The sequence below is a fragment of the Streptomyces sp. TM32 genome (assembly GCF_004122755.1).
GTDB classification, from domain to species: Bacteria; Actinomycetota; Actinomycetes; order Streptomycetales; family Streptomycetaceae; genus Streptomyces; species Streptomyces sioyaensis.
In genome coordinates, this window is record NZ_SDIG01000009.1 from 50,499 (window position 1) to 73,672 (window position 23,174).

Consider the following 23,174-nt stretch of genomic DNA (forward strand, 5'->3'; position numbering starts at 1 on the left):
TCCCCGTCCCGGACCCGGGCGGGTACGACGGACAGTCCCGAAGCCCGGGCTCGGGCCGGACGCGTGACCCGGCGCATGGACCATCCCGTGCTCGAATCCGCCGGCCGGATCGAACACCGCCCTGAGGACGCCGACCCCGTACGGGTGAACCCGGACCACGCACAGCATGACCCAGCTGCTGACACCCGGTGACGGCAGAAAAGGGCCGGCGACCGCCACCGGAGCCGTGGCCACCCCGGTGCAGACCGAGCCGCCCGGGGACGTCTTCGTCGCGCTGGACACTTCGCCGCGGGGGCTCACGGCGGCAGACGCCGTGGCGCGGCGGGGCCGGTACGGTCCCAACGAGCTGCCGCGCGCACGAAGCCGCGGCCTGTGGAGGCAGCTTGCCGCGCAGTTCACCGACCTGTTCGCGGTCGTCCTGCTCGTTGCCTCGGCGATCACCTTCCTGGCCTACGCGCTGCAACCGTCCCAGGACGTGGGTACGTTCCGGCTGGCCGTGGCCATCCTCGGCGTCGTCTTGCTGAACGCGTCCATCGGTTTCGCGCAGGAGTACTCCGCCGAGCGGACCGCACAGTCTTTGCAGGCGATGGTGCCGCACACCTGCCGAGTGCTGCGCGACGGGGAGCGGCAGGACCTGCCCGCGCACGAACTGGTGCCGGGCGACGTAGTGGTGTTGGAGGCCGGGGACGCGGTGTCGGCGGACTGCCGTCTCGTCGAGGCCCACGAGGTCTCGGTGAACAACGCGGCCCTGACGGGGGAGAGCGACGCGGTCGGCCGTACCGGCGAACCGGTGGCGGCCGGCCCACTGCTGGAGGCGCGCAACTGCGTGTTCATGGGCACGGACGTCGTCGCCGGTTCCGCGAAGGCCGTGGTGTTCGCCACCGGCGCGGCGACCGAGTTCGGACGGATCTTCCGGCTCGCGGCCGCCGCGCCACGGCAGAAGACCCCGTTGCAGCTCCAGGTGTCCTCCATGGCCCGCCGGGTGGCAGGGGTGGCCCTGGCCATCGGGGCGGGCCTGTTCGCGGTGCGCGTGCCGACCGGTCAGCCGTTCGTGGAAACCTTCGTGTTCGCGCTCGGGGTGATGGTCGCCCTGGTGCCGGAGGGCCTGCCCGCGACGCTGTCCGTGTCGCTGGCGATCGGCGTTCGGCGCATGGCCCGCCGGCACGCGCTGGTCAAGAAGCTGCTGGCAGTGGAGGCACTGGGGTCCACCACGGTCGTGTGCACGGACAAGACCGGGACACTGACGCAGGCCGAGATGACCATCACGCAGGTCTGGTCCGGAGGTGCGTCGCACCCGGTCTCGGGGGTCGGCTACGCGCCGGTCGGGGAGGTCACGGACGCAGCGCCCGTGCGCGAACTGCTGAGAGCGGCGGCGCTCTGCTGCAACGCCCGGCTGGTCCCCCCGGCCGGCACGGGGAGGCTCCCCCGGTCCGGGCGCGAAGGATGGCGGGTGCTGGGCGACAGCACCGAGGGGGCGCTGCTGGTCGTGGCGGAGAAGGGCGGGATCGATCCGGCTGCCGAGGAGGCCCGCGCACCGCGCGTGGCGGAGCACCCTTTCGACTCGGTCCGCAAGCTGATGAGCACCGTGCACGGGACCACGGATGGCGACAGCTACCGTGCCTACGTCAAAGGCGCCCCGCAAGAACTGCTCGCCCGCTGCACCGACATCGACTGGAACGGCGAGCGACGGCCACTGACGGACGAGTTGCGCGCCGAAGTCATCGAGACGAACGACGCACTGGCCTCCCAGGGGCTGCGCGTGCTGGCGGTGGGGTGGAGGCCGGTGTCGGGCCCGCACCCCACTCAGGACGGGGCGGAGTCCGGGCTGACCCTGTTGGGACTCGTCGGCATGCTCGACCCACCGCGGGCGGAGGTGAGCGACGCGGTCGATGCCTGCCGGCGAGCCGGGATCCGCATCGTCATGGTCACCGGCGACCACCCGCTGACCGCTGAGGCTGTTGCCCGTCGGGTGGGCATCGTGCGGCAGGCGGCCCCCGCCGTCGTGACGGGTGCGTCCCTCGACGCCATGAACGACGATGCCCTGGACGGCCTGCTCGCCGAGCCGGCGGAGCTGCTGCTCTGCCGGGTCAGCCCCGAGCACAAGATGCGGGTGGTCACCGCCCTGCAGCGTCGCGGCGAGGTGGTCGCGGTCACCGGCGACGGCGCCAACGACGCCCCCGCTCTCAAGCATGCGGACATCGGCGTGGCGATGGGTGCCTCGGGGACGGACGTCGCCAGGGAATCGGCGGTCATGGTGCTGCTGGACGACTCGTTCGCCTCCATCGCCACGGCAGTGCGACTCGGCCGTTCGGTCTACCAGAACATCCGCAAGTTCCTGATCTACCTCTTCAGCCACAACATCGCCGAACTCGTCCCGATCCTCGCCGCGACCTTCGCCGGCTTCCCGCTCGTACCGATCACCGCTGTGCAGATCCTCGCGATCGACCTTGGCTCGGATGTCCTGCCCGCCCTGGCACTGGGCGCCGAGCCGCCCGAACCCGACGTCATGGACCGCCCGCCACGCTCCCGCCGGGATCGGCTGTTCTCGGCCGGCGTGATGGGGCGCATCCTCTTCCTGGGCGGCATCCAGGCGCTCGGCGTGTGTGCGGTCTTCTTCTGGCACATCCACGCCTCCGGGATCCCCTACTCCCACTTCACCGAGGACAACGCCGTCTACCGGGAGGCGATCACCATGGTCCAGGCCGGGATCGTGGTCAGCCAGTTCTTCAACGCCCTGGCGGTGCGTACCGACCGCCAGAGCGTGTTCCGGATCGGGCTGCTGTCCAACCCCTGGCTGCTGGCCGCGGGGTGTTTCGGCATCGGCCTGATGGCGGCGATCAGCTACCTTCCCGCGCTGCGGGCCGTCTTCAACACCGCTCCGCTGGCTGCCGCCGACTGGGCGGTCCTGGCCGGTTTCGGAGTGCTGCTGCTGGCCGCCGAGGAATCCCGCAAGTGGTGGCTGCGGCGCCACCGCTCCGGGAACAGGAGAGGAGGAGTCCGATGCGAGTGATCATCGCGGGGTGCGGGCGGGTGGGATCGGCGCTCGCGGTCCAGCTGGCCTCAGAGAGCCACGACGTACGCATCGTCGACCGTCGGCCCAAGACACGCAGGTTGTTGCCGGCGGCCTTCGCCGACCGCTTCCATGAAGGAAACGCCTTCAGCCGTACGGTACTTGAGGCGGCAGGAATCGAGCACGCCGATGCCTTCGTCGCCGTCACCTCCGGGGACAACAGCAACATCGTCAGCGCGCGGACGGCGAAGGAGACCTACCGGGTCCCCACCGTCCTCGCCCGGGTCCACGATCCGAGTCGCGCCGACCTCTACCGCGAACTCGGCATCCCGACCATCGGCGGTGTCCGATGGACGGTGCTGCAGCTCCACCAGATGCTGCTGCACCGCCATCTCACGCCCGAACTCACCTTCGGCAACGGTGAAACCCTGCTGGTCCGCTCCGAACTGCCCGCCTATCTCACCGGGCGGCGGCTGACCGAGTTCGACGTCGACAGTGAGATCCGCGTCGTGGAGGTCACCCGGGCGGGCCGCTCGACCGTGCCCGCGCACAGCACCGCCGCCGAACCCGGCGATCTGGTCACCTTCGCCGTCGCAGTCACCGCCCTCGGGCGGCTGCGCGGTTTCCTCGACAAGGAGCTCGGGACGTGAAAGCCCTCGTCGCCGGCGCGGGCCGGCTGGGCACCCAGATCGCCCAGGTGCTTGCCGCCGCTCAGAACGACGTCACCCTCGTGGACCTCGATGAGGACCGGATCGCCGAGCTCGAAGGCGGCCTCGCGGTGCGCCTCCTCGTGGGAGACGCCTGTGGGCCTGCCTTCCTTGAGCACGCCGGTGCGCTCACCACCGACCTCCTCGTCGCCGCCACCGGCAGGGATGAGGACAACCTCGTCATCAGCCTGCTCGCCAAGCGCCGGTTCGCCGTTCCACGCGTTGCCGCCCGGGTCAACGACGCGGAGAACAGCTGGCTCTTCGGCCACCGCTGGGGCGTCGATATCGCCGTCCCGGCCGCCACCCCGCTGATCTCCCTCATCGAGGAGGCCACCGGCGCCACCGACACCGTTGCGTTGCTCCGCCTCAGCAAGGCAGGCGTCAATGTCATCGAAACCGCCATCACCTCGCTGTCCCGTGCCGCCGGACGGGCTCTCGCCGACATCGCGCTGCCCGCCGGTACCGTCATCGCCACCGTCATCCGTGACGGACAACCCACCGTCCCCACCCCCGAGGTACGGCTCAGGCCCGGCGACGAGCTGCTCCTCGTCTCCCACACCGCCACGGAACAGGAGATCCACGCCGCCTTCCAATGACGGGCGTGGTGCTCACCCCCGGGTGGTCCCGCGTTCTGCGGCCTGCCGTGCGGCCCACCGGCGTCGTACCGCATCCTCGTGCTCACTCTGTTCCAGTGCGAGACCAACTCGGACGAGCGCGGTTTCCAGGCGGGGGATCCAGTGGCGTCGCAGGGCGCGGACCCGCTGACGGGTGCTCAGCAATTCCGCGCCGACGATCCGGGCCGCGGCTTGCGCGGCGGCGTACTCGGCAGCCGCCCGCACCGCCTCACGGTAGGCCGCCTCGGCGTGTACCAGGGCTGTGTTGCCCGGTGCGGCCGAGGCGGGAGCCCGGTCCGGGACCGTGCAGGAGGCTCCGGACGGATGCCGCAGTCCCACGGTGGACGTCTCGTGGACGGTGATGTCCGCGATGCCGGCACCCGCTGCCGCTGTGGCCAGGGCCTGTTCACCGCCCAGGACAACTGCTCTCAGCAGCCAGGTTTCCGCCTGCCTCGCCTGGTCGTGCCAACGTCCGGCACAGGTCTGCTCGGCTTCGCGGAGCAGCTGGTGACGTATACGCAGGATGCGCAGCTTTTGTTCGAGGAGGTCGGCTCCGCGCAGGGCGACGTCCAGGCTGTGCCGAAGGCGCAGGCGGCCGGCCCGGGAGGGCGGGGTACGGGCCACGGAGGTCATTCTCCCGTCCCTCGCTCGACGTTCCCCGCCCCTGTCTCCTGCGCCCCGTGTGCGTCGAGCAGACCGGCCGGCAGCATGGAGAGCTGGCTGCGAGGGAGCGTGAGCAGCACCTGCCAGGCGCCCTCCAACGTCTCATCCAGCGTGCGCAGTTCGTTGCTGCGCTGATTCATGAAGCGCCGCAGGAACGCCTCGTCGAAGTCGAGGTAGCGGCGGTCGGTCGCACTGAGCCCCGACTGTCCCACCAGGTCGGCGAGTTCCCGTACCTGCCGTGCCCGGGCGAGGGCGGCGAGCAGCTGCGCCGCGACATCCAGATGGTCCAGGCGGGTGCGCTCGGGACCGGCGCCCTTGCGCATCAGGCGGGACAGCGAGGAAAGAGCGTCCACGGGCGGGTACACACCCCGGGCGTGCGTCTCGCGCGACAGCACGATCTGTCCCTCGGTGATGTAGCCGGTCAGGTCCGGGACCGGATGGGTGATGTCGCCCGCGGGCATGGTCAGCACCGGCATGACGGTGACGGAACCAGGGAGGCCGCGGATCTTCCCGCAGCGTTCGTAGAGCGAGGCGAGGTCGCTGTAGAGGTAGCCGGGATAGGCGCGGCGCGCCGGGATCTCGCCGCGGGCGGCGGAGACCTCACGCAGCGCCTCGGCGTAGCTGGTCATGTCGTTCATCACCACGAGCACATGGCGCCCGTCGGTGAACGCGAGGTGCTCGGCGACGGTCAGCGCGACGCGCGGGGTGAGGATCCGTTCGATGACCGGGTCGTCGGCGGTGTTGAGGAGCAGTACCAGTTCGCCTGCCGCCGAGCGCTCCTCCAGGGCGTCGCGTACGAAGGCGGCATCGGGATGCGTGAGGCCCATCCCGGCGAAGACCACACTGAACGCCTCGCCACCCGCGGTGGCCTGGGCGGCGATCTGAGCAGCGAGCTCAAGGTGCGGCAGCCCGGCCACGGAGAACACCGGCAGCTTCTGCCCCCGCACCAGGGTGGTCAGCCCGTCGACGGCACCGACGCCGGTGAGCACCGGTTCGGACGGTGGTTCGCGCCGCACCGGATTGATCGGGCTGCCGCTCACCGCCGCGTAGGCCTTCCCGAAGACCGGCGGCCCGCCGTCGATGGGCTCGCCGCGGCCGTTGCAGACCCGGCCCAGCCACCCCGGCCCGACCGGGATGCGCAGCGGTGCTCCGGCGAAGGCCACCCGGAGGCCGCCCGGGTCCATGCCGGTGGTGTCCTCCAGGACCTGTACGACGGCCGTTCCCCGGTCCACTTCCAGGACGAGGCCGTTCCGCTGCTCGCCCGAGTCCATGGTGATCCGGACGAACTCGTCCCAGCCGACCCCTGACACTCCTTCCACGACGGTGAGCGGACCACGCAGCTCGCGCACCGCCGTGTACTCGATCTCGCCCCAGACGGTCACCGCCGGTCTCCTCCCGCGCGCCCGACCACCGAAAGGCGCCGGCGGTCCGGCGCGCCGTGGCCGTTCACCGCACCTCCCGGAGCCTGGCGAGCACGGTCTCCCGTCGAGCCGCCACTCCCGCGGCGTCATGCGGCCCGACCTCCTCGCGTGCGCGCACCACCGGCCCGAAGTCCACCTCTTCGACAGCGGCCGCCGGCACGCCCGCAGCGACCAGCTCACGGCAGCGGTCGACGACCGCGAGCACCGCATCGACCAGGGCCGCGGTCTTGTCCGCGGCGCAGTACGCGTCCTGGGGGGACAGCGCGCTCTGTTGGAGCACCGCCTCGCGCACCAGCCTCCCCGCGAGGACGCTGATGCGCTCCTGAGCAGGCAAGGCCGTGATACCGATCAGGTCGACGAGATCGGCCAGCCGGTCCGCCTCGTCCAAAAGAGCGGCGACGCGGTTGCGCCGGGTGAGCCAGGCCGGATCCCCCGTGGCTGCCTGCCCGGCGCCGAGCGCCGCCGCGTCACGGGAGAAGGAACCCGACCAGGAGACGGCCGGGTAGTGGCGGGCATAGGCGAGATCACGGTCCAGCGACCACAGGCAGCGCACAAACCGCTCGGTGTGCGCGGTGACCGGCTCGGTAAGGTCACCACCGGGTGGGGACACCGCGCCGATCACGGTGACCGAGCCCCGGGCCCCGCCCAGCGTGGTCACGGCTCCCGCCCGCTCGTAGAACGCGGCGATCGCCGAAGCGAGGCCCGCGGGATACCCCTCCTCCGCGGGGAGCGCGCCGGTGCGGGAGGCGAACTCCCGCAGCGCCTCGGCCCACCGCGACGTCGAGTCGGCGATGACGACGACGTCGAGCCCCATGTCCCGGAAGTACTCGGCGACCGTGGCGCCCGTGTAGATGCTGGCCTCGCGCGCCATCATCGGCATGTTGGAGGTGTTGGCGACGGTCACCGTCCGGTCCGCGAGCCGTCCGCCGGTGCGCGGGTCCTCCAGGGCGGAGAGCTCGGTGATGACGTCGGCCATCTCGTTGCCCCGTTCCCCACAGCCGACGTACACGATCACGTCGGCGTCGCACCACTTGGCGATCTGCTGCAGCAGGACGGTTTTCCCGGTGCCGAAACCGCCCGGCACGGCCACCGTGCTGCCCCGGGCGACCGGAAAGAGCAGGTCGATCACGCGCTGCCCGGTGTTCAGCGGTTCCTGGTCGCGGCTGCGCTCGCGTACCGGTCGCGGCCGCCGGACGGGCCATGAGGTGCCGGTCCGTACCTCGGTGCCGCCCACCACAGCCACCACTGCGTCCTGCGGAACGGAGCCCTCTGCGGAGATCTGCTCCACCACCCCACCGGAGCCCGGTGGCACGAGGACCTGTACCCGTACCGGCCCCGCCCCCCGGAGTTCGCCCAGGACTTCGCCCTCCGAGATCCGTGTCCCCGTGCTTGTCTTCGGGATGAACGACCAGGCGCGCTCACCGTCCCCGGCCCGGGCGGCGCCCGGGAGGAGCCATTCCCCGGCGCCGGACAGCGGGCGCAGCAAACCGTCGAAGATTCCGCCGAGCAACTGAGGACCGAGCCGAGCCGAGAGCGGGCTTCCCTGCGGGAACGCGGTATCGCCAGGAGCAAGTCCTCCTGTGTACTCGTATGCCTGGACGGTGACGGTGCCGCTGCTGATCGCCACCACCTCGCCGGGCAGCCCGGCCTCGCCGAGCGAGACCAGGTCATACATCGCGGTCCCGTCCGCGTACTCCATCTCCACCAGAGGGCCGGCGACGCGCAGGATGCGGCAGGACTGCCCGGACGGCTCGTGCCGCAGAGCCGTCTCGGGCGACCGCGCCCCGAGAGCCGTTTCGGATGACGCCCCTACGGCGCCCACAGCGTCTCCGCCTCGGGACCGATCCGGTCCAGTGCGTGCGCGGTGACGGCATCCAGAGTGCAGTCCACGCTCCGCCCCGCGGCATGAGCGACCACACCGCCGTCGGGGTGCTCGGTGACGTCCGCGTCCGGTCCGAGAAGCAGGTGGGCGCGCCGGGTCAGCCGGTCGAGCACAGCGTCGTAGCCGGTCGTGTCCCGCAACGCCCGGACGCGTTCGGTGGCGTGCAGACGAAGCTGCTCGTATGCCTCTCTGCGCCCACCCAGCTCGCGGGCCCTGGCAGTACGGCGGGCCTGGATGAGCAGCGCACGCCCGGCAGCCCGCCCCTCCGCCTCGCCCTGCCGACGGGAGGCGTCCAAGATCGCCTCTCCTTCGGCCCGAGCGGCGTCCAGCAGGTCCGCGGCCTCGCGGTCCGCCGCGGCGAGCAGAGCCCGGGCCTCGGCGTGGGCAGCCCGGAGAAGTTCGGTACGCACCGGTTCGAGCGCGGCACCGGCTTCGCCGGGGACCGGCGTCCTCATGGCGGCAGCACCGCGGTGAGCGGCGGGATGCGATCGAGCACCGCCGGGCCCAGGGCGTCGGCCGCCGCAGGGGTGAGAATCACCAGGCCGGCCTCCTCCCGCACGTCCCGCCATGCCGCGCGGACCACGTCGGGCTCCTCGGCGACGAGGACGGTGACTCCGGCCAGGGCCAGCCCCGCCACCCGTACCTGCTCGCCGATCGCGGCCACGCGTCCCATGGTCAAGCCTTTCCGATGAGAATGATCGCGACGACCAGGCCGTAAATGGCGATGCCTTCCGCGAGCCCGACGATGACCATGGCCCGGCCGAAGAGTTCGGGCCGTTCGCTGAGCGCCGCCAGCGCCGCGGCTCCGGTGTAGGCGACGGCGATCGACGCCCCGATCGATGCCCCGGCCACCGAGATCGCGGCACCGATCAGGGCGGCTGAGCCGGAGCCGGAGTTCTGAGCGGCCGTCGCGGTGCTGGCGGCTTGCGCGGATCCGTCACTGAGCGCCACGGCCAGCAGTGCGGCCGCGCCCACGAGCAGGAGCGCATCGGCGGCGACCACCCAGCGCAGGGCCGTCCGGCCGGTGCGGCGCAGCAGCACCCGGGTGACGGCGAAGACCACCGCGACGACGGGGAGAGCGATGAGCCACGTGATCACTGCGACACCTCCGTGTGCTGTACGGGCAGGTGCCAGGGACGGAAGGGACGGCCCTGGCTCTCGAAGACGCGCGAGAACAGTTCGTAGAATTCGAGACGCAACGCCTGAACGCCGGCGATCAGGGCCTCCAACGCGAAGGCGAGGGCGTTGCCCACGACGAAGACGACGACGGCCGCGACCAGCGCCACACCGCCCATTCCCGCCAGCCCCGTGGTGCCTTCCCACACGATCGCGCCGAGCGCGGCATGGGTGAGCCCGAAGGCCGCCAGCCGCGCGAACGAGACGACGTTCGATCCCAGCCGCACCACCACGTCGAAGAGCTGGACACCGGTCTGGGCGGCGCCGCCCACGCCCCCGGCAGTCGTCGCGTACAGGCCGTACCCGGCCAGGAGGAGACCCACGAGCGCGACCGCCGCCCCTGTGAGCGCGAAGCCGGTGCGGCCCAGAGAGAGCGCGCCAACGGTCAGGGCGAGGCCGAGAAAGAGTGCCGACCCCGCGATGCCGGAGGCCGCGTACAGAGCCCCCGCCGCCCCGTGCTCCCGCCAGCGGTTGACGATCCCGGCCCCGTAGGCCAGCACGAGCAGCACGGCACCGAGACCGACCGCTGAGGCGAGGAGCCGTACGGGCTCGTCCAGGGGGTTCAGCCACAGCACCGGCAGCACCCCGGTCGGGCCGAAGAATTCGCCGTAGGCGACACCTGCCAGCATGCTGGCCAGCCCGGCTCCGGCGATGAACGGCCAGAGCGCGCGGAGCGACGCCACGCGGCGGGGGCGGCCAAGACGCAGCAGCAGCCCGGCGAGCAGCAGCAGTGCGCCGTGCCCGGCGTCGCCGAACATCACGCCGAACATCAGCACGTAGACGAGGCCGGCGGGCAGGGTGGGATCGAGGTCGGCGTAGGGCACGGTCCCGTACGTCCGGACCAAGGGCGCAAAGGAATGGTGCACGGCGCCGGCGCTGCGCAGCATGGTCGGCGGGTCGATTCCGCGCGGCGCCCGCAGCGGCACCAGCGCGCCCCCGGCTCCGGCGATGCGCTCGGCCGTCGCGGGGACTTCGGCTGCGGGGCACCATCCGGCGAGTGCCGCGACGGCCCCGTGCCGGACCGTGCCGGCGAGGCGCTCCTCCAGCTGTGCCTCGCCCGCCAGCAGATCCGTACGCCCGGCCTGCTCCAGTGCGTCGAGGTCGGGCGGGACGGGGCTGAGGACGGGGCTCGTCACCTCGGTCAGGGAACGCTGCATCCGTCGGGTGGCCGATCCCGGCGCTCCAGGCCTGCCCTCGTCGATCCGGTCGATCTCGACGCAGCCTGCTTCGGCGATCTTGACGAGGGTTTCCCGCAAGGCCTCACGCGGGGCGACGATCGCCACGCGCTGCATGCGGACGGGGGTCACGGCCTCAGGCAGGAGCATCGAACACCCCTGTCGGTCTGCCGCCGCGGGCGGCGAGTTCCAACGCCCCCCGCACCCGCCAGGCATCCGCGGACAGTACCGCCACGGCACCGACCACCGGACCGGAGCCCCAGCGGGACCCGCGCAACAGCTCGGCCCCGTCCTGTTCCAGCCGGTCCCACCAGCGTGCCTCTGCCCGCCACAGGTCCGCCGCCTCGTCGATCCCGTCCAGCGCCCAGCGTGCCGTGACCGGCAGATGCTGCCGGAAGTCGGCGAACGAGGCCGCGCGTACCGCCGCCGAGCCCAGCAGCCGGCCCGCACGCCGGGCAGCCGGCTCTGCCATGCGGCGGCCGACGACGAATACTTCGCGGCCGACCAGCAGCGCCATGCGGCCCGCTGCCCAGCGCGCGGCCTCCGGCAGGGCGGCCGCCGTCCGCACGGCGGCGGCCGCCCGCATTCCGGCGGCCACCGCCGCCGGCGACTCGGCTCCGGGGTCGCCCCACACGGAAGCGGCGAGCGCGGCCCGCAACTCCGGAGGTGAGGCCGTCCGGGAGAGCCGTGGCCAGGCGGTCGCCAGCGTGCCGAGCTGGTATGGACGGGCGGGCCGGGGGAGTCCGGCTCCCCCCACCGCGCGGAGGTGCTCCTCCGTGTTGGCGATTTCGAACCCGGCGGCGAGCAGACGGACGGCTTCTGCACCACTCCGGGGCTGCCAGCCCGCCAGCACCCGCAGATGCCACAACAGGGTCGCTCCGACCGCCCGTTGAGCATCGGCCAGGGACATATCGGGGCGCAGGTCGTGCCGATAGGCCGTGGCTCCCAGGTAGCGGACGGCATCGTCGAGCGTGGGCCCCGCAGCCACGTCCCGGGCACCGCCGGCTCCAAGGCACCGGGACAACATGGCCCTGGCCCGGGTGACACCGGCTACCCATCCGCCGCCCATCGCGGGCCCCCTTCCCCGGACGCCCCGCGCGCGTCGGTCGCCTTCCGGGCACCCGTACCCGCCTCCTCGAGTTCCTCGGTCACGAGTGCCGACACACGGTCGAGCAGGACGGGCATCCGGGCATCGGCCCGCCGACGTACCGCAGCCGCCTCGCGCTCCGCCGAGGCGAGCAGCTCCGCCGCCTCCGCCTCGGCAGCACGGCGCACCCGGTCGGCGCTCTCCGCCCGTATGCCGTGTGCGCGAGCCTGTGCTCGTGCAACGATCTCCGCGGCCTCTCGCTCGGCTCCGCGTCGAGTCTCGGCCGCCCTGCGCGTGGCCTGCTCACGTATGGTCCGTGCCGCTGTTTCGGCCTGCTCCAGCAAGGCGAGCGACGGCTCCAGTTCGGCCGTGAGCTCGGCGGAGCGGTCCGCGGGCACACCCCCGGGCGCCGCCCGGCCGGGCGAGCCGGCCGGGCGGAACCGCATCAGGAAATCCCGGAATCCGGCCACGAACTCTCCTCAAGGTCAGCCCCTGATTCGAGTCTCCATGCTGGGAACGGCAGTGTCGCGCCGGGTTGGTCCGTCCCCGGGCACGGCGCTGGACGGCACGGCAGTGCGCCCGTGGTGTGGTGAGTCCCGGTGCCGTGGCCGTTCTGCTGGAGACGGTGGGTTTGCCGGCCTCCTCGGCGGGTGCCACCGCTCACGGGCTCACCTGCTCAGCCACTTCATGGGACCGGTGCGCGACACCGCACCCACACGGTCGGCCGGGGCGGTGCCAGGTGGGTGCTCCGGGCACAGCCATCGCTGCAGGCGCATCACGACATGGCCGAGGCCGGAAAGTCCGGCTGCGATCGCGAGATCGGTGAGCGGCAGTGGCTCCGTGCCCAGCAGGGCTTGCAGCGGTGGCAGATAGACGCCCGCTGCCTGCAGGCAGAGGGCTGCGGCCACGGCGACCAGCAGGAAGGGGTTGGCCAGGCTGCCCGGTCGGGCACGAGAGCCGATGGCGACACCCAGTTGGGTCGCGCCGAGGACCAGAAAGACCATGGACTGCCAGGGACGGCCGGTCTCCCGTGCCCAGACCCCGGCCACCAGGGTGACTGCGGTGACGAAGGCCCCCATGACCAGGATGCGTGGCCACAGGCCGGCGCCCAGCACGCTCTCCTCCGGTGGGCGCGGCGGGTGGTGCATCACCTCCGGGTCGACGGGTTCCGCCCCGAGGGCGACACCGGGCAGGCCGTGGGTGAGCAGGTTGATCCAGAGGATCTGGGCGGGCAGCAGGGGCAGCGGCATTCCCAGGAATGGGCCGAGGAGCATGACGAGGATCTCCGCGGTGCCTCCGGCAAGGGCGTAGAGCAGGAACCGGCGCACATTGGCATACACGCGGCGCCCCTCCTCGACCGCGGAGACGACCGTGGCCAGATTGTCGTCGGCGAGCACGAGATCGGCTGCCTGACGTGCCACTTCGGTGCCGCGCTTCCCCATGGCAACGCCGATGTCGGCTCTGCGCAGGGCAGGCCCGTCGTTGACCCCGTCGCCGGTCATCGCCACCACGTGGCCGGCCCCGCGCCATGCCTGGACGATGTCGAGCTTCTGCTCGGGCGTGGTCCGGGCGAAGACCCGCATGCCGGTCAGCTCGCCCGCTGTGCCCTGCCGCATCTGCTCGCCGGTGGTGACCGTCCCGCCTCCCGAAGCGATGCCGAGACGTTCGGCGAGTGCTCGGGCGGTGAGGGGGTGGTCGCCGGTGATGAGTACGGGGGCGATACCGGCTTGTTCGCAGGCGGCGATGGTGGCGGCAGAGGTGCCCCGGGGCGGATCCAGGATGCCGATCAGCCCGAGCAGGGAGAGCCGTGTTTCCCAGGTCTCGGGACGCTCTGATCGCGCCTCGAGGTCGCGCGTGGCGAGGGCGAGCACCCGGTGGCCGCCGCGCGCCAGCTCCTCGGCGCGTGTGGCCGCCCGCGCGAGCAGGTCCGGCCCGTCAGCCAGGACTTCGGGCCGGAGCATCGACTCCGGCGCGCCCTTGCACACGATGTGCAGTCCACCGTCCGGCCGGTGGTGCACCGTCGTCATCCGCTTGCGACCCGGTTCGAAGGGGACCTCGTCCACCCGAGGCAGCTCGCGGTCCAGCGCCGCCCGGTCCAGCCCCATCCTGGCACCCGCCGCGAGCAGCGCTGCCTCGGTGGGATCCCCCAGTGCCTGCCACTCCGTCCTGCCGTCCGAGGGGGGCTCCAGAGCGGCGTCGTTGCAGAGCAGCGCGGCACTCACCAGTGCGGCGAGGTCGGGTGCGCCGTTCGCCGTGACCGCCTGGCCGGCGCGCAGAACGCGGCCCTCCGGTGCGTAGCCCGTCCCCGTGACCGTGGCCTCTCCGCGCGGTGTCCAGAGCTGCTCGGCGGCCATCCGGCCCTCGGTCAGTGTGCCCGTCTTGTCGGTGGCGAGCACGGTGATGGACCCCAGCGTCTCCACGGCGGGCAGCCGGCGGACGATGGCGTGCCGCTCGGCCATACGCCGTGCTCCGAGGGCAAGGGCGAGCGTGACCACAGCGGGCAGCGACTCCGGAACGGCGGCAACGGCGAGGCTGATCGCCGCGACGATCATCAGCTCCACCGGTTGCCCGCGGATCAGCCCCAGGGCGAGGACCACGGCGCACAGCGCCACCGTGACGACCGCCAGCGTGCGGCCGAACCCCACCAGCCGGCGCTGCAGGGGCGTCAGACCGGGGGCGGTGCCCAGAAGCGATGCGATCCGGCCCAGGGCGCTCCGAGTGCCGGTGGCGGTGACCACGACGCGGCCGTGGCCCCGGACGACGACCGTGCCCGCTGACACCGTGCCGCGCGACAGTTCGCTGCCGGGAGCCTTCTCCACCGGCACGGACTCGCCGGTCAACGACGACTCGTCCAGCAGAAGCGCTGCCGCATCCAGTACGTCACCGTCCGCCGGCGCAATGTCGCCCTCGGCCAGCAGGACCAGGTCTCCCGGCACCACCTCGGCCGCCGCCACGGATCGCTCCGCGCCGTCCCGTACGACCCTGGCGACGGGCGCACTCATTGCCGACAACGCCGCTACGGCCTCCTCCGCCCGCACTTCCTGGACGACGCCGACCACGGTGTTCACGGTGATCACGAACAGGACGACGGCCGCATCGCGGAAGTCGCCGGTGGCGATCGTCAGCGCGGCGGCCACCAGGAGCACCACGATCAGGGGGTCTCGCAACTGTTGCAGCACGCGCCTCCACACCGGAGTGCGCGGCTGGGCCGGCAGAGCATTGGGACCGATGTCCTTCAGCCGCCGCGCAGCCTCGTGCCCTGACAGGCCCCCCGGGGCAGCGGCGCTCCTGGACTCCTCGACGCCCACTCCGGCCTCCATCTCGGGCGCTTCGGCGGTTCGTACCTGTCACCGACGCTACGCGCGCACGGGCTACCGGGCAGGGGCGGCTCCTGCTCCCGCGCCGGCCTCCCGGGCCCCCGGAGGCGCTGCTCGACTCGGCTCCGTCCGACAGGGCCCACTTGGCTGGGCCGGGTGCCACCCGGCCCTACCTGCGGAGCATCGGGGCGAGGCAGGCTCGTGAGCACAGGGCTCCCTCACGGGCGGCCGAGTACCACCCAAACCCTCGCGGCGAGCCCATGGTGGTGGCCCGCCCCGGGTGGAGCGCCGTCCGGGCGCCCAGGACGATGGAAGAAGGCCGAGCAGCTGCCCGTGGTCGACGGCTCAGGGCGTCTCACGACGACACTGCCAGGCGGTGGCAGAGGCAGCAGGACCGGCCCGACGCGCCCGGCAACTGCCTCCGGAAGGAGAGGGACCATGAGCAGCTACGAGGTGCGCGCCCCGGTGGTGGTGGGAGTCTCCCGCTCGGCGAAGAGTCATGGAGCGGTTGACTGGGCTGCGGATGCAGCGACCAGGCGAGGGCGGTCGCTGTGCTTGGTACACGCTCAAGAGTGGCCTGCCGGTGCTGCTCCGAAAGACCGGCACGACTCGCCCGACCAGGTGTGGGCTTCGCACTTCCGCGCTACCGGGCAGGCGTTGCTGGACGACCTCCGAGAAGCCGCAGCGAAGCGGGTGCCGGGGCTGCAGATCACCACCCGACTGCTTGACGGCCGCCCGACGGCCGTGCTGCGTGACGTTGCCGAGGAAGCCTCTCTGCTGGTGGTCGGTGCCCACCGGGTATCCGGGCCGGGCGAGGTCGTCACCTTCGGCCGGATCGGCCCCGCTCTCGTGGGGCACCCTCCGTGCCCGGTCGTACTCGCGCTGGAGCCGACGCGCGAGGAGGCCCGGTCCGGTCCCGTCATGGTGGGAGTGGACGGTTCCGTGGCTTCGGTCCCCGCGGTCTCGTTCGCCTTCGAGGAGGCTGCTGCATGGGGCGCGGAACTGCTGGCGGTACAGGTTCGGCGCTCACGCCACGGTGATTGGCCCCAGGACATTCAGGAGTCCCTCCTTGACGTCTCGGAGGCACTTGCCGGTTACCAGGAGAAGTATCCGCAGGTCGTGGTGCGAGAGGAGGTAGTCGTGGGGAACCCACCGGTCAAGCTGGCCGAGACCGCCGCGGAAGCACGCTGTCTGGTGGTGGGGTCACGCGGGGTGGGCGGATTCCGGGGCATGGTACTCGGCTCGACCAGCCGCATCCTCTCGCACATGGCCCCCGGCCCTCTGGTGGTCGTCCCGGGAGAGGCCGAGTGACGGCAGACGGCGACGAGCACGCTCCGGGTGCATCCGCCAGAAGGTGACGGCGGTGCCGTCGGGGTCAGCGCCCCGCGCTCGACGCCACCCGCTCCCCGATCGGGACGGACAACACCGAGGAGCCCATGAACGCCGGGGCTCTTCGGGATCGTGTCCGTCGGGGGATCGGCGCAGGTCGCGACGATCGGATGCGCTGTCAAGTCCGGACGCGGATTCAGAAGAAGCTGAGAGCTTCCTGTGTCAGGCTGACGCGCCCTACCGGCCGGCGCTGGGAGACCGCGCGCGAGCCGACGCCGCACGGTCGCTTTCTGGAGGAACGCCTCGATGAGCCTCAACGTTGTCAACGGTCTGCCCGCACACGTCTTGATCGTGCACTTCGTCGTCGTGCTCGTGCCCTTGAGCGCACTGGCGGTCGTGGTCGGCGCGATGTGGCCGACTGCCGCCCGGCGCATGGGGATGGTGCTGCCGCTGCTGGCCCTGGTGACGCTGGCGAGCGTGCCTCTGGCGACGCAGGCGGGGGAGTGGCTGGAGAAGCGCGTCGACAGCAACGCCCTGGTACGCAGGCACACCGAACTCGGCGACGGAATGCTCCCCTGGGCTGCGGGCCTGTTCGTACTGGCGACGGTGATCTGGTGGACGAACCGCAGGACGGCCGCGGCGGGGACCGCCCCCGGGGAACGGACCCGGCCCGCCCCCTCCCGGTCCGCACTGGTCGTCCGCATCGTGGCAGCGGCGCTGGCCATAGGTGTGGCATCGGGCGCTGTCGTGGACGTGTACCGGATCGGCGATTCCGGGGCGAAGGCCGCCTGGCATGACGGCTTCTCCAAGACCCCCACGGGCGACGCCGACTGACACCATCGGCTCAGCCGCCGGAGCGGACACGCAGGGGCCGGCCCAGTGCTCGGTGCAACGTCGGCTTCCCGGCACCATGGACAAGCGGCTGGAGACCCAGGGCGTCGAACACCCGCCACGCTGCGCATGGGCACTACTGAGCCGACCGCCGTGACGTGCCCTACGGGCCCGCCTCGGAGGCCCGGCCGGGATCGGCGGCGCCCGCGGCGGCCTTCCTGCGTCGTGGCCACAGGAAGTAGACGACCACCGTCGCGGCCAGGGCCAGAAAGGCCGTGATGGCCATGGTGTCGGCGACGCCGGACGAGAACGCCTCGATCGCCGCCTGCATGACGGTGTGCCGGAGATCGGTCGGGAGTGACGCGATCGCTTCCCGGAAGGACGAGGAGTTCACCAGCGCCTGCCGGACCTGCGAGATCTGAGCCTGCGACAGCCCCGACGCGTCGACGACGCCTGCGGCCTCCTGCGTGGTGAACGCCCTGGCGATCGCGGTGAGGACGGCCACTCCGAGCGCGCCGCCGAGCATGCTGGACATCTTGAACACACCTGCGGCGGCGCCGGCGAGGTCGATCGGGACTTCACCGACGGCCGTGTTGGCGACGGGGGTGCTCACCAGCCCCAGACCGAGCCCGATGACAATGAGCGCGACGGCAAGGTACGCCGTCGAACTGCGCGTACCGAGGAAGCCCAGGATGAACAGGCCCGCGCTGGCCACCACGAGCCCCACGACCGAGGGCAGCCGCCCACCCCACCGGTTGTCGAGCCGGCCCCCGAGCGGAATGCACAGGAAGACCCCGACGGTCGCCGGCAGCATGAGCACCCCGGCCTCCACCGCGCTGTAGCCGCGGGCGTTCTCCAGCCAGAGTACGAGCAGGAAGCTGAGACCGGCGAAGGTGAAGTTCATCGTGAGGTTGGCTGTGAGGGCACCGTTGTAGGACCGGATCCGGAACAGCCGGAGGTCCACGAGCGGCTCGGGCGCCCGCCGTTCGATGAACCACCACCCGACCGAGAGCGCCACGGTCGCCACGAACAACGCCACGATCAGCGGGTCTCCCCAGCCCAGGCTCGGCCCTTCGGTGAGCGCGTACAGGAGGGCGAAGGCCGCCAGGACGATGGCCACCAGCCCCAGCCAGTCGATCGTGCGCGTGGCTTTCTCGTCGCGGGACTCCGGGGTCGTGGCCTGAACGACCACGAACGTGAGCGCAGCGAGCGGCAGGTTGATCCAGAACAGCCAGCGCCAGCCGAGGCCGACGGTGATCACACCGCTGAGCGCAGGCCCGATGGACAGCCCGCCCCAGGCCACCGCCTGCCAGACTCCGAACGCGAGGGTCTCCGCCTTGCCGGAGAACTCGGGTGGGATGAGGGCGAGCGAGGCCGGCAGAATCAGCGCGGCACCAACCCCCATGAGCGCACGGCCGATGACCAGCCACCTGACGTCCGGCGCGAGCGCGGCCGGCACGGAGAACAGGGCCAGCAGCAGGACGCCCAGCTGCAACATCCGGCGGCGGCCGAAGAGGTCGCCGAACTTGCCCAGGGCGATCACGAGCGCACCGGTGACGAGGCTGAAGGCGTTGTTCACCCACTGCAGGCTCGACAGGCTGGTGCTGTACTCGTTCGCGATCTGGGGGATCGCCACGCCGAGATCGCCGAAGGCGAGCCAGACCATCCCCGCGGCGGTGCAGATCGCGGCCAGCGAAACCCACCGGTGCGCGGCGACGGGACTGTTGGAGGGTGGTTCGTTCATCACGACGCTGGCCTTTGCCGTCCCCGGTGGCGGTCTCATTCCCCGAACGCGCTCGGAGCGTAACGGACCGGTCGGGCGGCTCCCCTTCTCACACGCTTGGCGCCCTTCGCGATTCACCCCGTCCGTACCAATCGGCCCCCGTGTTGTCGGCCCGCGGGGCACCCGCACGCGTCGTGTCCCAGGGTGTGTCGCGCGGATCTTGGCTGACGGTCGTCAGCGGGTGTGTGACCAGGGGGTTTCGTTCGTCACCCGGATTCCAGGACCCACTGGGAGGCGAACGGGGGTCACATCGTTGCTCGCGAGGTCAGTCGTGCGGGACGACAGCGACCGGGGCCGGGCAGTGGTGCAGGACGGCGTGGGTGATGTGCCCGATGCGGGCCGGACCGGCCGCGAGGCGGTTGACACGCCTGCCGATGACGACGAGCCCGGCCTCGGCCCCGGCGTCCACCAGGTGGTGCGCGGGCTGTCCGATCACGGATTGCTCGATCACGTCGGTGCCGGGGTATTTCTCCTGCCACCGCCGCAGTGCGGTCCGCAGCGCATCGGTTTCCTGGGCCGCCATGTCGGCCCGCAGGCCCGGGTCCACGCCGACCCCATAGGTGAAGAAGGCCGGTGGATTCCAGCCGTGGATCACCCGCAGCGGGGCCGCCCGCAGCGCGGCGGTCTCGAAGGCGAACCGGATCACGTCAAGGCAGGGCCGGCTCAGATCCAGGCCGAGGACCACCGGGCGGTAGGGCATCGCCCGCAGCTGCCGTCCGTCGGTGGCCGGCCTGTGCTCGTCGACGGCGGTCGTTCCGGCCCGTACGAGCACGACCGGCCGCTCGGTGTGCGCGACGGTGGACATCGCGACGGAACCGAGGAAAAACCCGGCCAACCTGCCCAGGCCCCCGCTGCCGAGGGCCAGCAGTTCGGATTCCCTGGCCACATCGCACAGCACCTCCTGGGGCGGGCCCGTGAGGTGGTCCGCGGCGATCTCCAGCTCCGGGTAGCGATTACGCAATTCCGCGGCGGCCTCACGGGGAATGCGCTCGGACCACAGCCGGGGTGCGTCGGTTCCCACGAGCGGTGCGTGGGTGTAGGGCTGCCACTCCCAGACGTGGACGAGCCGCAGCGGCAGGTCCCGGCGCAGTGCCTCACGGGCAGCCCAGTCCGCGGCGGCGAGACCGGCAGGAGAGCCGTCCAGGCCGACGGCCACGGGGCGGGTCATGGTGCGCCTCCAGTCCGAGCTGCTCAATGATCCGCTTCCACGATGGCCCGGCGGGGACGGTCCCGGTGAGGGGCTGCAGGGCCTTTTCGCGGGCCGACCGGCCCCTGTCCCGGGGCCTCGGGAAATCCTGGGGGCCGGTCGGTCCCCACGCGGGTCATATCGGCCCCGTCTGCCCGGATGCCCTGGATGCCACCGTAGGAGGCGGAGCAGGCACCGTGTGCCTCAGCGACAGGAGGTTTTGTCATGAACCGTTCCTTGCCGCAGGATCCTGGGCCGGCTGCGCGTCGCACCGGCACCACACGTCACCTCCCTCCTGCACGGGAGCCCGAGGCGTCGGCCGCCCCCAGGGACCGGATCGACCACACGCTGGGACGGCCCGCGGTCGTGCCCCGTTCCGGAGAGCACGTACTGGTCCGCTGAACCGCCGCATCTCCCAGGTACGCAGGATCTGACCGCGGCCGTGGAGGCAGCAATGAGCAACAGAGAAGTCGAAGTGTCTTTCACCGGTGGGGAGTCATACCGCATCCGAGTGGGCGGACACGAGCTGGTCGTGGACCAGCCGGCCGATACGGGCGGCAGTGACCACGGGCCCACACCGGTCGAGCTGTTCGTCGCCTCGCTCGCCTCGTGCGTGGCGTTCTATGCGGGGCGTTTCATGGATCGGCACGGGCTGCCGCGCGGCGACCTCGGCGCCGTAGCGGACTTCGAGATGGCGGACGACGGGCCGGCGCGGGTCGCCCGGGTGCGCATACGTCTCCGCGTGCCGGCTTCCGAGCCCGTGGCCCAGGCCCGTAGGGAGGCGCTGCGCGCGGTGGTGCACCACTGCACGGTCCACAACTCGCTGCTGCGGCCGCCCGAGGTGTCGATCGACGTGGACGTGGCCGAAACGGGAAGAGGAGACGGCCGATGAACATCTCGAAGATGATGAGTGCTCCGGCGGTGGCCGTCCCGCTCGGGACGCAACTGCGGGAGGTGGCCCGCCGGATGGAGGAGTACGGGGTCGGTTGCGTGGTCGTCACGGACCGCGGGGCGCTGCGAGGCATCGTCACCGACCGCGACCTCGCGGTGCGCATGCTGGCCGGGGGCCTGGGTACGGAGGACCAGGTGGATGCGGTGATGACCCGGCCCGTGATCACGGTGGACGTGACCGACGAAATCCATGTGGCATACCGGACCTTCCGCAACTCCGGGGTTCGCCGCCTGCCTGTGTTGGACGGGCATCGGCCCGTGGGCATGCTGGCCGTGGACGACCTGCTCCTGGATGTCTTCCAGCGGTTGGGTGACCTGCTGGGCCCGGTTTCCTGGAGCATGCTGGAGGGATCATCCGGGACGTGTACCACGGATCAGGGCTGAACGGATCAGGGCTGAGTGGCCGGCGGTCACTGGTGCGGCGTCCCGCGGCCGCCGTGACGGTGAGGGCAGCCTCCCGGCCCTTTCGCGCGCCTGCCCGCTCGTCATCTGCAACGAACTCTTTCTTCCGGAGACCGCTCGCCACGCTGACGTCGTCCTGCTTCCTAACCTTGAACGAACATCAGCGCCACTCCGGCGGCACGTGGCGGTGACCGGAATGTGCGTATTGCCTCATAGAGGCCGTTCATACTCGAAAGGGAAATGTCTGCAAAAAGGGAAATGTCTGTAAAAATTGAACCCGAGTCGCGCTGGGCCCTGTGCCGGCCTCCGCTCGGGCCGCACGGCGCACTGTGCACGGAGAGGGAGCGACATGCTGGAGAGAGCCACGGACGTACCCGCCGGCGTCGACGCGGTAAAGGCGATCGGAGCCGTGTCGAAGAACGACTACCAGACGGTGGTCGAGCCGCTCATCGAAGATGCTCGGAGGGAAGGCCGCCGCATTCGGATCCTGTGCGAGATCGGCCCCGAGTTCACGTCCCTCACCCCCGCAGCTGCCTGGGAGGACCTCAAGGTCGGCATGGGTGCCATGAGACTGTTCGAGGGGTGTGCGGTCGTCAGTGATGTGCGCTGGATCCGTGAGTCGACCCGGTTGGCAAGCTTTCTGATGACCTGTCCGGTGCGCGTCTTCGGAAGCCAGGAGCGTGACGAGGCCCTGCGCTGGCTGGCGTCGCTTCCCGAGGGCCCTGGTATCTCCCACCGGCTGACCGAGTCCGACGTGCTCGTGATCGAGGTCGAACAGGCCCTGCGTGCACAGGATTTCGATGCCGTCGCCTTGACCGTGGACAGCTGGCTCGGGACGCACGCCGAATTGGCCGGCGTCGTGATCCATGCGCGTGAGTTCCCCGGATGGGAGAATATCGGGGGCTTGATCCGTCATGTGCGGTTCGTTCGCGACCATCACCGGAAGGTCAGGAAGATCGCACTGGCGGCTGACAGCAAGGTCGCCGCCCTGGTACCCCAGCTTGCGAATCACTTCGTCCGAGCCGAAGTGCGGCGGTTCGCGTACGACGAACTCAATGATGCCCTCGCATGGGCAGGCCGTGGCTGATCCTTCGGAGTGGACACTCTGCCGATGGATCTTGATGGTCCAGGGAGGGATGTCCAGGTGGGACGCAAGGTCTCCGTATCCGGAGGAGTTCAGGAAGGACGCCGTCGCGCTCTACCGAGCTGCGGCTGGGAAGCGGACGTAACGAGAGCGCACGGGAGCACGCGAGACCTCTGACCTGGACATTCGCTGTCGCCACGGACCACGGCGGACCAGGCGGACATTACATAGGCTAGGACCATGGCCTACGAAATTCCGGTGACGCAAGCCCGGGCGGAGCTGGCGGATCTGATCAACCGAGTCGTCTACGGCAGCGAGCGGGTGGTCGTCACCCGCCACGGCAAGCCGCTGGTGGCCCTGGTGTCCGCCGCTGACCTGCAGCTTCTCGAAGAGCTGGGGCGGCGCGAGAAGGACACGGAAGAGGAGCAGGTGATCAGCACGGTCTCGGCCGTGCGGCCGCTCCCGTCCGCTCCGGGCGAACGGCGGCGGTTCGGGATCGCCGCGGAACACCGCGACCCGGCCGCCGGGGATCGGCGGCCGGGTCGCGGGCACTGAG

General features: G+C 71.4%; 21 protein-coding genes. 9 read left to right on the forward strand and 12 right to left on the reverse strand.

Annotated elements, in window-relative coordinates; genetic code table 11:
- Nucleotides 1-166: 166 nt before the first annotated feature.
- Genes EST92_RS04070 through EST92_RS04080 form a run of 3 tightly spaced genes read left to right on the forward strand, consistent with a single transcriptional unit; the run spans nucleotide 167 to nucleotide 4,313 of the window.
- Nucleotides 167-3,010 (forward strand): cation-transporting P-type ATPase, encoded by a 2,844-nt coding sequence (locus tag EST92_RS04070; protein ID WP_129279554.1) that lies wholly within the window; start codon nucleotides 167-169, stop codon nucleotides 3,008-3,010.
- Nucleotides 3,001-3,660: a TrkA family potassium uptake protein gene (locus tag EST92_RS04075; RefSeq protein ID WP_129279555.1), complete on the forward strand. Its 660-nt coding sequence runs from the start codon at nucleotides 3,001-3,003 to the stop codon at nucleotides 3,658-3,660. The genes EST92_RS04070 and EST92_RS04075 overlap by 10 nt, the downstream gene beginning before the upstream one ends.
- Nucleotides 3,657-4,313 carry an NAD-binding protein gene (locus tag EST92_RS04080; protein ID WP_129279556.1) on the forward strand — a complete coding sequence of 219 codons (657 nt, stop codon included), beginning with the start codon at nucleotides 3,657-3,659 and terminating at the stop codon, nucleotides 4,311-4,313. Before EST92_RS04075 ends, EST92_RS04080 begins: the two co-directional genes overlap by 4 nt.
- A gap of 12 nt (nucleotides 4,314-4,325) precedes the next feature.
- On the opposite strand, the gene EST92_RS04085 is transcribed toward EST92_RS04080, so the two are convergent.
- The 10 genes from EST92_RS04085 to EST92_RS04130 form a co-directional block, all read right to left on the reverse strand.
- Nucleotides 4,326-4,964, reverse strand: a complete 639-nt coding sequence (locus EST92_RS04085) for a V-type ATP synthase subunit D (RefSeq protein WP_129279557.1) — start codon at nucleotides 4,962-4,964, stop codon at nucleotides 4,326-4,328.
- Nucleotides 4,961-6,376, reverse strand: a complete 1,416-nt coding sequence (locus EST92_RS04090) for a V-type ATP synthase subunit B (RefSeq protein WP_254068490.1) — start codon at nucleotides 6,374-6,376, stop codon at nucleotides 4,961-4,963. Before EST92_RS04090 ends, EST92_RS04085 begins: the two co-directional genes overlap by 4 nt.
- A gap of 64 nt (nucleotides 6,377-6,440) precedes the next feature.
- Entirely contained in the window at nucleotides 6,441-8,237 is a 1,797-nt protein-coding gene (locus EST92_RS04095) for a V-type ATP synthase subunit A (RefSeq protein ID WP_254068492.1), read from the reverse strand.
- Nucleotides 8,225-8,752 carry a hypothetical protein gene (locus tag EST92_RS31520; protein WP_129279560.1) on the reverse strand — a complete coding sequence of 176 codons (528 nt, stop codon included), beginning with the start codon at nucleotides 8,750-8,752 and terminating at the stop codon, nucleotides 8,225-8,227. Before EST92_RS31520 ends, EST92_RS04095 begins: the two co-directional genes overlap by 13 nt.
- Nucleotides 8,749-8,970: a V-type ATP synthase subunit F gene (locus EST92_RS04105; RefSeq protein WP_254068494.1), complete on the reverse strand. Its 222-nt coding sequence runs from the start codon at nucleotides 8,968-8,970 to the stop codon at nucleotides 8,749-8,751. Before EST92_RS04105 ends, EST92_RS31520 begins: the two co-directional genes overlap by 4 nt.
- Nucleotides 8,971-8,972: 2 nt before the next feature.
- Nucleotides 8,973-9,395 (reverse strand): ATP synthase subunit C, encoded by a 423-nt coding sequence (locus EST92_RS04110; protein WP_129279562.1) that lies wholly within the window; start codon nucleotides 9,393-9,395, stop codon nucleotides 8,973-8,975.
- A complete protein-coding gene (locus tag EST92_RS04115; RefSeq protein ID WP_216849071.1) occupies nucleotides 9,392-10,798 on the reverse strand; it encodes a V-type ATPase 116kDa subunit family protein in 1,407 nt (468 codons plus the stop codon). The genes EST92_RS04110 and EST92_RS04115 overlap by 4 nt, the downstream gene beginning before the upstream one ends.
- The gene (locus EST92_RS04120) at nucleotides 10,785-11,636 is read right to left on the reverse strand and encodes a V-type ATPase subunit (protein WP_254068496.1); all 852 of its coding nucleotides are present in this window, start codon (nucleotides 11,634-11,636) and stop codon (nucleotides 10,785-10,787) included. The genes EST92_RS04115 and EST92_RS04120 overlap by 14 nt, the downstream gene beginning before the upstream one ends.
- A 62-nt stretch (nucleotides 11,637-11,698) precedes the next feature.
- A complete protein-coding gene (locus EST92_RS04125; protein ID WP_129279564.1) occupies nucleotides 11,699-12,205 on the reverse strand; it encodes a hypothetical protein in 507 nt (168 codons plus the stop codon).
- 198 nt (nucleotides 12,206-12,403) lie between these two features.
- On the reverse strand, nucleotides 12,404-15,055 hold the full coding sequence (locus EST92_RS04130) for a cation-translocating P-type ATPase (protein WP_129279565.1): 2,652 nt from the start codon (nucleotides 15,053-15,055) through the stop codon (nucleotides 12,404-12,406).
- A 435-nt stretch (nucleotides 15,056-15,490) separates the two neighbouring features.
- Here EST92_RS04130 and EST92_RS04135 point away from each other — a divergent pair, with 435 nt between their 5' ends.
- Together EST92_RS04135 and EST92_RS04140 are read left to right on the forward strand one after the other, a co-directional pair.
- On the forward strand, nucleotides 15,491-16,363 hold the full coding sequence (locus EST92_RS04135) for a universal stress protein (protein ID WP_129279566.1): 873 nt from the start codon (nucleotides 15,491-15,493) through the stop codon (nucleotides 16,361-16,363).
- A gap of 324 nt (nucleotides 16,364-16,687) precedes the next feature.
- Nucleotides 16,688-17,215, forward strand: coding sequence for a DUF2231 domain-containing protein (locus EST92_RS04140; protein ID WP_129279567.1), 528 nt, complete (start codon nucleotides 16,688-16,690; stop codon nucleotides 17,213-17,215).
- 160 nt (nucleotides 17,216-17,375) lie between these two features.
- On the opposite strand, the gene EST92_RS04145 is transcribed toward EST92_RS04140, so the two are convergent.
- Together EST92_RS04145 and EST92_RS04150 are read right to left on the reverse strand one after the other, a co-directional pair.
- Nucleotides 17,376-18,956, reverse strand: a complete 1,581-nt coding sequence (locus EST92_RS04145; RefSeq protein ID WP_129279568.1) for an MFS transporter — start codon at nucleotides 18,954-18,956, stop codon at nucleotides 17,376-17,378.
- Between the two features lie 304 nt (nucleotides 18,957-19,260).
- Nucleotides 19,261-20,163, reverse strand: coding sequence for a universal stress protein (locus EST92_RS04150; protein ID WP_129279569.1), 903 nt, complete (start codon nucleotides 20,161-20,163; stop codon nucleotides 19,261-19,263).
- Between the two features lie 529 nt (nucleotides 20,164-20,692).
- Between EST92_RS04150 and EST92_RS04155 the strand changes: the two genes are divergently transcribed.
- The 4 genes from EST92_RS04155 (at nucleotide 20,693) to EST92_RS04175 (ending at nucleotide 23,173) form a co-directional block, all read left to right on the forward strand.
- Nucleotides 20,693-21,073 (forward strand): OsmC family protein, encoded by a 381-nt coding sequence (locus EST92_RS04155; RefSeq protein ID WP_216849072.1) that lies wholly within the window; start codon nucleotides 20,693-20,695, stop codon nucleotides 21,071-21,073.
- Nucleotides 21,070-21,516 (forward strand): CBS domain-containing protein, encoded by a 447-nt coding sequence (locus EST92_RS04160; protein ID WP_129279571.1) that lies wholly within the window; start codon nucleotides 21,070-21,072, stop codon nucleotides 21,514-21,516. Before EST92_RS04155 ends, EST92_RS04160 begins: the two co-directional genes overlap by 4 nt.
- Nucleotides 21,517-21,883: 367 nt before the next feature.
- A complete protein-coding gene (locus EST92_RS04170; RefSeq protein ID WP_129279573.1) occupies nucleotides 21,884-22,621 on the forward strand; it encodes an STAS/SEC14 domain-containing protein in 738 nt (245 codons plus the stop codon).
- Between the two features lie 237 nt (nucleotides 22,622-22,858).
- Nucleotides 22,859-23,173, forward strand: a complete 315-nt coding sequence (locus tag EST92_RS04175) for a type II toxin-antitoxin system Phd/YefM family antitoxin (protein ID WP_129243538.1) — start codon at nucleotides 22,859-22,861, stop codon at nucleotides 23,171-23,173.
- The last annotated feature ends 1 nt before the right edge of the window (nucleotide 23,174 follow it).